General features: G+C 73.7%; 7 protein-coding genes. 4 read left to right on the top strand and 3 right to left on the bottom strand.

The genetic code is table 11. From position 1 onward, the window contains the following. The first annotated feature begins 108 nt into the window (after window positions 1-108). The 3 genes from J3473_RS08365 to J3473_RS08355 all read left to right on the top strand — a co-directional run bounded on the left by J3473_RS08365 (window position 109) and on the right by J3473_RS08355 (window position 4,877). A complete protein-coding gene (locus J3473_RS08365; RefSeq protein WP_207022717.1) occupies window positions 109-4,170 on the top strand; it encodes an FtsK/SpoIIIE domain-containing protein in 4,062 nt (1,353 codons plus the stop codon). 115 nt (window positions 4,171-4,285) lie between these two features. Next, entirely contained in the window at window positions 4,286-4,567 is a 282-nt protein-coding gene (locus J3473_RS08360; protein WP_207022716.1) for a type II toxin-antitoxin system RelE/ParE family toxin, read from the top strand. Between the two features lie 16 nt (window positions 4,568-4,583). After that, entirely contained in the window at window positions 4,584-4,877 is a 294-nt protein-coding gene (locus tag J3473_RS08355; RefSeq protein WP_207022715.1) for a HigA family addiction module antitoxin, read from the top strand. A 97-nt stretch (window positions 4,878-4,974) separates the two neighbouring features. Here J3473_RS08355 and J3473_RS08350 read toward each other — a convergent pair whose 3' ends face one another. Beyond that, complete coding sequence (locus tag J3473_RS08350; RefSeq protein WP_207022714.1) at window positions 4,975-5,388, bottom strand: hypothetical protein; 414 nt, start codon at window positions 5,386-5,388, stop codon at window positions 4,975-4,977. Window positions 5,389-5,686: 298 nt separating this feature from the next. Here J3473_RS08350 and J3473_RS08345 point away from each other — a divergent pair, with 298 nt between their 5' ends. Continuing rightward, on the top strand, window positions 5,687-5,935 hold the full coding sequence (locus J3473_RS08345) for a WhiB family transcriptional regulator (RefSeq protein WP_030527568.1): 249 nt from the start codon (window positions 5,687-5,689) through the stop codon (window positions 5,933-5,935). A gap of 48 nt (window positions 5,936-5,983) precedes the next feature. On the opposite strand, the gene J3473_RS08340 is transcribed toward J3473_RS08345, so the two are convergent. Both J3473_RS08340 and J3473_RS08335 read right to left on the bottom strand, forming a co-directional pair. Then, window positions 5,984-7,465: a sensor histidine kinase gene (locus J3473_RS08340; protein WP_207022713.1), complete on the bottom strand. Its 1,482-nt coding sequence runs from the start codon at window positions 7,463-7,465 to the stop codon at window positions 5,984-5,986. A gap of 25 nt (window positions 7,466-7,490) precedes the next feature. Beyond that, entirely contained in the window at window positions 7,491-12,404 is a 4,914-nt protein-coding gene (locus tag J3473_RS08335; protein WP_207022712.1) for an NAD-glutamate dehydrogenase, read from the bottom strand. Between the last annotated feature and the right edge of the window lie 25 nt (window positions 12,405-12,429).

The raw sequence follows: 12,429 nt of genomic DNA, 5'->3' as shown, positions 1-12,429 counted from the left end.
GTGCTCTGGGGTACACCCAACACCGCGCGGGCCCGGAGCGCGACCCCCGACCGCGCACCTGTGGAAAACCCCGCGGCCGGGTCGGACGTCGCGTCTAGCGTCCCGGCCATGGAGCTCACCGCCACCGTCCACCTCCCCCGACGCCACGAGGCGGTCGAGGTCGTGGTCGCGTGGAGCGGCGCCGCGACGGCGGGCGACCTCCAGCAGGCCCTGGCGGAGCACCTCGGCGTCGCCGTCCCCGGGCTTCTCCACGACGGCGAGCGGGTGCCCGTCTCCGGTCATGTCGGCGCGCCACCGCTCCTGCACGGTGTCTCGCTCGTCGTCGCCGACACCCCGGAGGGTGCGGACCCTGCTGCCGACCGTCGTCCTGCACGCGCGGCGTCGTCGGCGATGCTGCTGCTCACGACCGTGGGTGGGCCCGACGCCGGCCGCGCGGTGCCGTTGCGCCCTCCCGGCCTCAGCGTCGGGCGCTCCGAGCTCGCCGACCTGCGGCTCGCGGACCCCTCGCTGAGCCGCGTGCACTGCCGGGTCGACGCCGATCCCTCGGGTGTCCGTGTGCGGGACGACGGCTCGACCAACGGTGTGCGCGTGGACGGACGCCCCCTCGACGGTGACGCCGAGATCGACACCCGCTCGGAGGTCCGGGTGGGCACGACCACCCTGCGGCTGCGGCGGGCGCCGGCTCCCGGACCACCACGGCACCATCCCGGCGACGGGACGACCCGGATACCGGTGGCCACCTCGTCCGCCGCCGAGCGGCCTGCCCCGACCCTCACGGCGCCGCGCACGCCCGCCCCGCCGTCCCGGGCGCGGCTCCCCTGGGTGGCGGCGCTGGCTCCGGTGCCGATCGTGGTCGGGCTGGCGTTCTTCATCGGCCCGCAGGTCCTCGCGTTCGCGCTGCTCGGTCCGGTCGTCCTCCTGAGCACGGGGGTCGGCGACCGGGTGGGGGGACGGCGGCGGCACCGCCGCGCCCTCGCCGAGCACGCGCAGGCGCTGGCCCGGCACCACGAGACGGTCACGGCCGCGACGGACGCGGAGCGGACCCTGCTCCTCGCGCACCATCCCGACGCGCACGAGGTGCTGACGACCGCGGTGCACGGCGGTCCGCGCCTGTGGTCGGGAGCGGCGACACCCGTCCTACGCCTCGGGCTGGGTGCGGTGGACGCCGAGCTGACGGTGGTCGACCCCGAGGGCGTGGAGCACCACCCCCTCCTCGTCGACGCGCCTGTCCGCCTCGACCTCGGCCGCGTCGGCGCACTGCACGTCCAGGGCCCTGGCCAGGACGCCGCGGCGGTGCTCCGGCACCTCGTGGGGCAGGTCGTCGTGGCCCACGGCCCGGGGTCGGTCGCGCTCGAGCTCGTCCGCCCGGCGGACCCGGGATGGCGTGTGCTGCACCTGCTCCCCCACTGCGAAGGGTCCGGACGCCGGCTGCTCGTCGTCCCCGACACCACCGTGCCCGACGCGGCCGGCCGGATGACGGGTGTGCTCGCCGACGGAGGGCTCTGCCTCTCCGCCGGGCCGGGACCGGCCCCGACCGGCTCCGCCGCCGTGCTGCGGCACGACGGCGGGGGGAGGTACACCCTCACGGGCCCGGGGACCGCGGCCGCGCTGGTCGCGGACGGGACCTCGGAGGGGTGGCTCGACCGCCTCGTCCGCGCCCTGGCCCCCCTGCGCCCGGACGAGCCCGGCCGGGCCCCCCTGCCCGCGGTGGCGCGCAGCAGCGAGCTGCTCGGGCTGGGTACCGACCCGGACGCGGTGCTGCGTCGATGGGCGACCTCGACGGCACCGACCGCGACCGTGGGGGTCGACGCAGACGGTCCGTGGAGCCTCGACCTGCACCGGGACGGTCCCCACGTCCTCGTCGGCGGCACGACCGGCTCGGGGAAGTCCGAGCTCCTCCGCACCCTCGTGACCGGCCTCGCGCTGGACTCCTCCCCCGACGACGTCACCCTGCTGCTCGTCGACTTCAAGGGTGGGGCGGCGTTCGGTCCGTGCGTGGACCTGCCCCACGTGGTCGGTCTCGTCACCGACCTCGACAGCCACCTCGTCGACCGGATGCTCGACTCCCTCGCTGCCGAGCTGCGCCGCCGCGAGCAGCTGCTCGCGGACCTCGGGGCCGCCGACATCGACACCGCCCGGCGGCTCACCCGGTCGGACGAGGCAGCGCTCCCCCGCCTCGTCGTCGTCGTCGACGAGGTGCGGGCCCTCGTCGACGCGCACCCCGACGCGGTCGGCTCCCTCGTCCGCCTGGCCGCCCAAGGCCGCTCGCTCGGCATCCACCTCGTCCTCGCGACGCAGCGCCCCACGGGGACGCTGGGGGCCGAGATCCAGGCGAACGTCACCCTGAGGATCGCCTTCCGCGTCCGCGACCGGGCCGACTCGTGCCTGGTCGTCGAGTCGGACGACGCCGCGCTGGTCCCTCCCGACCGTCCCGGCCGTGGTGTGCGTCGGGGCGGCGACGGCGTCCTGCGCCCGTTCCAGGCGGCCCTCGTCGCACCCGCCGACACGCGCCCGCCCCAGGTCCGGGTCCGTGCCGCGGCCGGTGGCCGGGTCCCTCAGCCGGCCCCCCACCCGCCGTCGGCGGCTCCGCGGGGAGAGGATGCCGCGACGGGCCGTGACACCGAGGTCCGTGCGGTCGTCGACCTCGTCCGACGGGCCGCACGTGCCCTGGGCTCGACGCCGCCGCGCCGCCCGTGGGTGCCGCCGCTCCCCGCCGTGGCCCCGGCCGCCGAGCACCCGGCCGGCACGGTGGCCCTCGTCGACGAGCCCCACCGCCAGCGACGCAGCGCGTGGGCCTGGTCGTCGGCCACCCCGACGTGGCGCGTCGTCGGACCCTCGCGCAGCGGGCGGACAGCCACCCTGCGCGCGCTCGTCCTCGCGGCTGTCGCTGCTCACGACGAGCCGCTCGAGATCCACCTCATCGCGCCACCCGGTCTCGGCGAGCTGGCGGCGCTCCCGCAGGTGGGCTCGGTGGTCGACCCGACCGACCCGGTGGGCGTCGACGCACTGCTGTCCCGGCTGGAGCAGTCGTCGGGCTCCGTCCGCGGATCGACCACGCTGCTCGTCGTCGACGGGGTCGACCGGCTCGAGGACGACCCCGGCCCGGCCACCTCGGGGCGTGAGCGCGTGCTGCGCCTCGTGCGCGACACGGACGTGCACGCGCTCCTCGCGGGCGGACGGGACCTGCTGCGCCCCACGTGGGCCGCGCTCGGCGGCGAGACGCTCCTCCTGGGGCGGCCCGACGCCCTCGACGCCGCGCTGCTCGGGCTCCCGGCGACGCCGACGCCGTCGGACGCCCCTCCCGGCCGCGGGTGGCGGGCCCACGACCACCGTGAGGTGCAGGTGCTCCTCGTCGGACCCGACGACGTCGTCGCCGCGGCGGGCGGGTCCGCCGTCACGACTCCGCCGACACTGCCCTGGAGCTACCGGCCCCTGCCGACCCGCGTCCACCGCGCCGATGTCCCGGAGGACCCGGCCGCGCCACCGGACGACGGTCTCCTCGTCGGCCTCGCCGGCCCCCGGGCCGCTGCCTTCTCCTGGCGCCCGGCGGAGCACGGGCGGCTGCTCCTCGTGACCGGGCGCTCCCGCTCCGGACGGACCACCGCCCTACGGGTGCTGGCTCGCTCGAGCGTCGGACGAGGCCGACCGCTCGTGCTCGTCACGGGCCGACCGACGGTGAGCCCGATGCCGTCCATGGCGGTACCGGAGGGCCCTCCGCCCCCGTGGCCCGTGTTCGGCCCCGACGACGCCGAGCGGCTCGTCGACCTCCGGCGGGCCCATCCGGACCTGCTGGTCCTCGTCGACGACGTCCACCTGCTCGACGACACGGACATGGGTCGCGTCCTCGACGGGATCGCCTCGCTGGTCGAGCGAGACGGCGGCGCGCTCGCCGTCTCCTCCCCCTCGCGCGTGCTCGCGGGTCGACTGCGCGGGCTCGACGTCACCGTGGCCCGGCTGGGCTCGGCCGTGCTCCTCCAGCCGGCCCTCGACGACGCTGCCCTCGTCGGCATCCCCCGCGCGGCCGTCGCACGCGCCACCGGAGGTCCGCCGGGGCGCGGCCTGCTCGTCGTCGACGGCGAGGCCACCCCCCTGCAGGTGCTCGAGGAGCGTGTGGGCGACACCGGGGCGCCGACCATCGTGCTCTCCGACCGGGCTACGGGCGCGGCGTGACGTCCATGTCGTCTGCCGTGCTGCGGGAGGAACACGCTGGCGGCCGCATCCATCGACCTCCGAAGCTACTCTTCGCGGCTGGTCGGCTCATAACGCGTGACGTTATGCTCATCCCGTGATCAGGTCGTTTGGGGACGCACCCACCGAACGGCTCTGGGCACGACAACACACCAGGACGCTGGATCCCCGCATCGAACGTGTCGCACTTCGCAAGCTCGTCATGCTCGATGCGGCCGAGGCCCTGGACGACCTCACGGTTCCACCGGGCAACCGGTTGGAAGCGCTCAAGGGTGACCGTGCGGGTCAGCACAGCATCCGCATCAACCAGCAATGGCGCATCTGTTTCGTGTGGACCCCCGCCGGTCCCGAAGACGTCCAGATCGTCGACTACCACTAGCCCGAAGGAGGCACCCATGGCGACCATCGCGCCCATCCACCCGGGCGAGGTTCTCCTCGAGGAGTTCCTCGCACCCTTGGGAGTCACCCAGCACCGGCTGGCGGTCTCCATCGGCGTCCCCCCGCGGCGGATCAACGAGATCGTGCACGGCAAGCGCCGGATCACCGCGGACACCGCGCTCCGCCTGTCCCGCTACTTCGCCACCACCGACCGCTTCTGGCTCAACCTGCAGACCCGCTACGACCTCGAGATCGAGAAGGACCACCTCGGCGACGCGCTCGAGCTCATCCAGCCGCTCCGGAGCGCCTGACCCGCGCAGCACGCGTCAGCGCAGCAGGGCAGCGGCTTCCTGGCCGGTGGTGGCGGCGACCATCCTTCGAGTGGACCGCTGTCCGCTCGGGACGCCGTCAGGCGGGGTCGTCGAACTCCACGTCCGGCACGCGCGCCAGCAGCGCCGCGCCGAGGGTGGCCAGGGCGAGGCCGAGGACGCCCCAGCCGAGGCCGGTGCGCCCGGCCTGGAGGATGCTCGCACCGACCGGCAGGAGCAGCAGGTCCCAGACGACGGTCGGCGTGCGCGGCCAGCGGCGCTCGCCGAGCCAGCCCTTGGCGAGCAGCCCGAGGCCGACCGCGCCGAGGAGGATGAGCAGGGCCGACATCACGACCCGGCCGGCGTCGCTGCCCTCCCCGATGGCCAGCTCGTAGACGTAGAACGCGGCGAACGCGAGCAGCGCGAGCGACTGCACGCCGCAGAGCGCGGCGGCGACGCGTCGGGGCCCGGGCGTGGGCGCCGGGGCCGCGTCGAAAGGCGGTTGCGGAGGCACCGCAGCAGCCTAGGCGAGCGCTACGCTCGGGCCTCGCGTGGTCCTACCCCACCCCTCGGGAACACGTGGCCCCCGTCCACCCGTTGAGCCGTGGTGAGCACCGACACCCGGAACGACCGGGGGTATCCCCTAGCCGCGATTGGGTACGTCACGGTAGAGTAACGCCACGGACGTCTGTGCGAAACACGTCCGTCACCGGGCTGCAAGGGCGCATCCCACCGCATGACGAACCCTGCAGCCCACCCCTCACTGCCGGTGCTCGACCGACTTCTGTGACCCCGACCAAGGAGCTCCATCCATGGATTGGCGCGACCGCGCTGCCTGCCTCGACGAGGACCCCGAGCTGTTCTTCCCGATCGGGAACACCGGCCCGGCGATCGCTCAGATCGAGGAGGCCAAGGCTGTCTGCCGTCGCTGCGAGGTCCTCGACACCTGCCTCAAGTGGGCGATCGAGTCCGGCCAGGACGCCGGCGTCTGGGGCGGCATGTCCGAGGACGAGCGCCGCGCCCTCAAGCGCCGGAACGCCCGCGCCCGCCGCGCCGGCTGACGACAGCCCCCACCAGCACCACCGCCTGCGCCCGCCCGGCGCCGCGAGTCAGCGGCCGCCGAGCGGGCGCAGCTTTGCGACGAACTCCACCTTCGTCCCGTGCGGCTGCGTGTTCTCCCAGCGGATGCGCCCGCGCAGGTCCTGGACGAACGAGGTGACGATCTTCGTGCCGAGCCCGGCCATCCCCGGGCGGAAACCCGCGGGCAGGCCGGCGCCGTCGTCGGTGACCGACACGGTCAGCTCGTCGCCGCCGTCGGCCGGCCGACGGTCGACCTTGACGACGATCGACCCGTCGCGGTCCTCGAGCCCGTGCTCGATGGCGTTCTGGACGAGCTCGGAGATGACCATCGCCAGCGCGGTCGCGTCCTCGGCGCGCACCCGCCCGAACGAGCCCTCGAAGCGGCTGTCGACGTGGTGCTCGCGCACCGCGACCTCGACGACCGCGCGCAGGCCACGCAGGGCGATCTCGTCGAACGACACGGTCTCGTCGAAGCCCGACGACAGCGTCTCGTGCACCGTCGCGATGACCGCCACCCGGCGCACCGCCTCGTCGAGCGCCGCCCGCGCGTCCTCCTGGGGCACCCGGCGGGCCTGCAGGCGCAGCAGCGCGGCGACCGTCTGGAGGTTGTTCTTCACCCGGTGGTGGATCTCGCGGATCGTCGCGTCCTTGGTCAGCAGCTCCTGCTCGCGCCGGCGCAGCTCGGAGACGTCGCGCAGGAGGATCATCGCGCCGGTCCGCACCCCGTTCAACGTGAGGGGGATGGCGCGCATCGTCACCGTCGCGCTCGCCGTCTCGACCTCGGTGCGCCAGGACGCGCGGCCCATGACGACGACGGCCAGCGACTCGTCGACCGCCCGCTCCCCCGCCGCGACGAGGTCGGTGACGACCTTGGCGAGCGTCTCGCCCATCACGTCGCCGACGTGGCCCATCCGGTGCACGGCCGAGACCGCGTTGGGGCTGGCGTAGCGCACGACGCCGTCGGGGTCGAGGTGGATGACGCCGTCACCGACCCGCGGCGCGCCGCGGCGCAGCCCGGTCGGGGCCGACGGTGAGGGGAACTCGCCCGTGGCGACCATCCGCAGGATCGAGTCGGCGAGGTCGCGGTAGGTCAGCTCGAGGCGGCTCGGGGTGCGCCCGCCGGTGAGGTTGGTGTGCCGCGTGACGACCGCGATGACCCGCTCGCCGCACAGCACCGGCACGGCGTCCTCGCGGATCGACATGTCCTCGCGGACCGTCGGCACGGGGGCGGCGACGATCCGGCGCTGGCGGGCGGCGTTGTCGAGCATCGCCGCCCGCTGGCGGGTCGAGCCGCGCCCGACGATGTCGTCGTAGAACACCATCGGGCCGGTGTTCGGGCGGACGTGCGCGACGGCCCGCCAGCCGTCGAGGCCGCCGCGCACCCAGAGGACGAGGTCGGCGAACGACAGGTCGGCGACGAGCTGCCAGTCCCCCGCGAGGAGGTGCAGCCACTCGGACTCCATCGGCTCGAGGTCCGACGTCGTCCGCAGCATCTCGGCGAGCGTGCTCACGCCGCCGAGCCTAGGTCACGCGTGGTCAGCTCGACGCGCCCACCCGGATGACGGAGCGCAGCGTCCGCAGCGCGACCGACAGGGCCGCGATGTTCGGCTGCTCGAGCCGCACGATGCCCGCGAGCGCGGACGTCGCCCGGTCGACCGACTCGCCGTTGGCCTCGCGCCACGCCGCGTACTGCGCCGCCGGGTCGTGCGCGTCGACGTCGCCCGAGCCCGAGGTCTCGATGACCGAGCGGGTCAGCGACTCGAGCACGGCGTAGAGGTCGTCGCGCAGCGCGCCACGGGCCAGGGCGTCCCAGCGGTCCTCGCGCGGCAGGCGGGTGACCTTGCCGAGCATGCCGTCGATGCCGAACTTCTCGGACACGAGGTAGTACAGCGGGGCGACGTCGGTCGGCTCGCGGCCGGTGTCGGCGGCGATGTCGGTGATGTCGAGCAGCGAGAACTGGTCGAGCAGCGACGCCGCGTGCACCGCGAGGTCCTCCGGCACGCCGGCCTCCTGGAGCCGGGCGGCGTTCTCGTCCAACCGCGTCCGCTCGGTGCCGCGCAGGAGGTCGGGCACCGTCGGCGCGAGCTCCTGGACGACGCCGGCGAACCGCTCGACCTCGGCGCCGATGTCGAGCTGCGAGGGCCGCGCCGAGAGGAACCAGCGCACGGTGCGGTCGAGCAGCCGGCGGAACTCGAGGTAGAGCGCCGTCTGCGCCGAGGTCGGCACGACGTTGTCGAGCGCCTCGACGCGGCGCACGAAGTCGGCTAGGCCGAACACCTCGCGCGCGACGACGAAGGCCCGCGTCACCTGCTCCGGCGTCGCCCCGGCCTCCTCCTGCGCCCGGTAGGCGAAGGTGATGCCGCCGCGGTTGACCATCGAGTTGACCACCGAGTTGGTGATGATCTCGCGGCGCAGCGGGTGCTCGCCGAGCTGGCCCGAGAAGCGCTCGCGGATCGGCGGCGGGAAGTACTCCGCCAGCGTCGCCTCGAAGTACGGGTCGTCGGGGATGGAGCTCGCGAGGATGTCCTCCTTGAGCGCGAGCTTGGCGTAGGCGACGAGCACCGAGAACTCGGGGCTCTTGAGGCCGAGGCCGGCGTTCTGCCGCTTCTCGAGCTCGCTGTCGACAGGGAGGAACTCAAGCCCCCGGTCGAGCAGCCCGCGGTCCTCGAGCCAGTGCATGAAGCGCTCGTGGACGCTGACCATCCCGTGCTCCTGCGCGCGGGCGTTTCCGAGCAGGACGTTCTGCTCGTAGTTGTCGCGCAGGACGTGCTCGGCGACGTCGTCGGTCATCGACGCGAGCAGCTCGTTGCGCTGCGCGATGTCCATGCCGCCGTCGCGGACGACCTCACCGAGGAGGATCTTGATGTTCACCTCGTGGTCGGAGGTGTCGACGCCCGCGGAGTTGTCGATCGCGTCGGTGTTGACGCGCACCCCGTGGAACGCCGCCTCGATCCGACCCAGCTGCGAGAGACCGAGGTTGCCGCCCTCGCCGACGACCTTGACCCGCAGCTCGTCGCCGTTGACGCGGATCGCGTCGTTGGCGCGGTCGCCGATCTCGAGGTGGTCCTCGGTCGAGGCCTTGACGTAGGTGCCGATGCCGCCGTTCCACAGCAGGTCGACCGGCGCGAGGAGGATCGCGTGGATGAGCTCGGCGGGCGTCATCGACCGCACGCCGTCGGCGAGGCCGAGGGCCTCGCGCATCTGCGGCGAGACCGGCACCGACTTGAGCGTGCGCGGGAAGATGCCGCCGCCCTCGGAGACGAGCGTGTGGTCGTAGTCGTCCCACGACGAGCGCGGCAGGTCGAACAGCCGCCGGCGCTCGGCGAACGAGGTGGCCGCGTCCGGGTTGGGGTCGACGAACACGTGCCGGTGGTCGAACGCCGCGACGAGCCGGATGTGCTCCGAGAGGAGCATCCCGTTGCCGAAGACGTCGCCGCTCATGTCGCCGACGCCGACGACCGTGAAGTCCTCGGTCTGGGTGTCGTGGCCCATCTCGCGGAAGTGCCGCTTGACCGACTCCCAGGCGCCGCGGGCGGTGATGCCCATCGCCTTGTGGTCGTAGCCGGCCGAGCCGCCGGAGGCGAAGGCGTCGTCGAGCCAGAACCCGTACGACTGCGCGACGCCGTTGGCGATGTCGGAGAAGGTCGCGGTGCCCTTGTCGGCCGCGACGACGAGGTAGGTGTCGTCGCCGTCGTGGCGCACGACGCGCTCGGGCGGGACGGCGGCGCCGGCGACGCGGTTGTCGGTGACGTCGAGCAGGCCCGAGATGAAGAGGCGGTAGGCCGCCTTGCCCTCCTCGAGCCACGCCTCGCGGTCGACGGCGGGGTCGGGCAGCTGCTTGGCGTAGAAGCCGCCCTTGGAGCCGGTCGGCACGATGACGGCGTTCTTGACCATCTGCGCCTTGACCAGGCCGAGCACCTCGGTGCGGAAGTCCTCGCGCCGGTCCGACCAGCGCAGGCCACCGCGGGCGACGGGACCGAAGCGCAGGTGCACGCCCTCGACCCGCGGGCTGTAGACGAAGATCTCGAACTGCGGTCTGGGAGCGGGCAGGTCGGGCACGGCGCGCGGGTCGAGCTTGACCGACACGTACGCGTGGTGGTCGGCGCCGTCACGGCCGCGCTGGTAGAAGTTCGTGCGCAGCCCGGCGCGGATGACGCCGAGGAAGGCACGGACGATGCGGTCGTGGTCGAGGCTCGAGACGTCGTCGAGGGCTTCGGTGACGCGCCGGGCGACCTCCTCCTCGGCCTCGTCGCGCGCCATCGTGCCGACCTCGTCGGCAGTGAACGCGTCGGGGTCGAAGCGGGTCTCCCACAGCTCGACGAGGTCGCGCGCGATGCCGGGGTGGGCGACGAGCGCGTCCTCGAGGTAGTCCTGCGAGTACGTGGCCCGGGTCTGGCGCAGGTACTTCGCGACGGTGCGCAGCACGACGACCTGGCGCCAGGTCAGCTGCGCGCCGAGGACGAGCTTGTTGAAGCCGTCCGACTCGGCCCGGCCGTCCCAGACCGCGGCCACGGCCTCCTCGAAGAGGTCGCGCAGCCGGTCGTGCGAGCAGGAGTCCCACATCTCGTGGTCGGGGACGCGCAGGCCGAAGTCGTACACGTGGAGGGACGAGCCGTCGCCGCGCTCGACCTGGAAGGGCTGCTCGTCGACGACCTCGACGCCCATGTGCGTGAAGATCGGCAGGATGTCGGTGAGCGACAGCGGCTCGACGCGGAAGAGCTTGAAGCGGCGGATGTCGTCCGGCGCACCGAGCGGCCGGTAGAGCGCGACGCTCGTGCCCCGGTCGGCGCCGAGCCGGTCGAGGTGGCTGATGTCGGCGATGCCCTGGACGACCGAGAACGACTCCTCGTAGGCGTTGGGGAACGCCCGGCCGAAGCGGCTCATCAGCCGGTCGCCGTCCTCCTCGCCGTACTTCGTGACGAGCGCGTCGCCGAGGCGGTCGGCCCAGGTGCGGCTGGTCTCGACGAGGCGCTGCTCGAGGGCATCGCGCTCGGCGCGGTCGAGGGTGCGGATGCGCTGGCCCTTCGCGACCCGGACGACGAACTGCAGTCGGGCGAGGGCGGACTCGCTGACCCGCGCCGAGAACTCGACCTCGACGCCACCGAAGGTGTCCTTGAGGATGTCCGCCATCCGCAGGCGCACGGCGGTGTTGTAGCGGTCGCGCGGGATGAACACGAGGCACGAGGCGTAGCGGCCGAAGTCGTCCTCGCGGATGAAGAGCTTGGTGCGGCGTCGCTCCTGCAGCTGCGTGACCGCGAGCGCCGTCTCGTAGAGGTTCTCGACGCCGGCCTGGAAGAGCTCGTCGCGCGGGTAGTTCTCGAGGACCTCGAGCAGGTCCTTGCCGGTGTGGCTGTCGGCGGCGAGCCCGGAGCGGTCGATGACCGCCTGCACCTTCTCGGCGACGAGCGGGACGCGCATCACCGACTCGGTGTACGCGGTGGACGCGTAGAGGCCGAGGAAGCGGCGCTCCCCCACGACCTCGCCGCGCTCGTCGAGCGTCTTGACGCCGACGTAGTCGAGGTGGGCGACGCGGTGGACCGTCGACTTCGAGTTGGCCTTCGTGAGGACGAGCAGCTCGCGGGTGTGCGCGATGTGCGACGCCTCGGGGCTGAGGAGGTCCGGGTCGGCGCCGAGCGGCGGGTCCGCCCTCAGGAGACCGAGACCCGTGCCGGTGACCGGTGCGATGACCTCGCCGCCACCGCGCTCGTCGAGCGTGTACTCGCGGTAGCCGAGGAAGGTGAAGTGGTCGTCGGCCATCCAGCGCAGGAAGCGGACGGCGAGCGCGACCTCCTCGGGGTCGACCCCGGTGGCCTGGCCGCCCTCGAGCTCGGCCGCCAGCACGAGGCAGCGGCTGCGCATCTTCGGCCAGTCCTCGACCGACTGCCGCACGTCCTCGAGCACCTCACGGATGGTGCGCTCGATCTCGGCGCGCCGCTCCTCGTCGCTCTCGCGGTCGATCGAGAGCAGCATCCAGGACTCGGCGAGCTCGCCGACGGCCCCGCTGCGGAAGCCCTTCGTGATGTCGCGGTCGGCGACCGAGGTCAGCTCGCCGACGGCGTCGCGGACGACAACCAGCTGCGGGTGGACGATCAGGTGGATGTCGATGCCGGCCTGGACGAGGGCGCCGGTGACGGAGTCGACGAGGAAGGGCATGTCGTCGGTGACGACCTGCACGATCGTGCGCGGGTTGGACCAGCCGTCGGTGTCGCTGCTCGGGTTGTAGACGCGGACGTTGGCGGTGCCCGGGGGGCGGGTGCGGGCGAGGCGCAGGTGGCTGTGGGCGACCCCCGCGAAGACGTCCGGCGTGCGCGAGGTCAGCTCGTCGAGGGGCGTGTGGCGGAAGTACCGCTCGAGGAAGTCGCGCCCCCAGCCGTCGGGTGCCAGCTCCTCGTACGCTGCCGCGATCGGCGCGAGGATCTCCTCGCGGTGGGTGGCCGGGGCGGTCGACATGGTGCGGTGGCACTCCTTCGTCGCG

The organism is Phycicoccus sp. DTK01 (assembly GCF_017312765.1).
GTDB lineage: Bacteria > Actinomycetota > Actinomycetes > Actinomycetales > Dermatophilaceae > Phycicoccus > Phycicoccus jejuensis.
The sequence above is the reverse complement of the archived record's forward strand: the minus strand, read 5'-3'. Positions and strand labels throughout refer to the sequence as shown.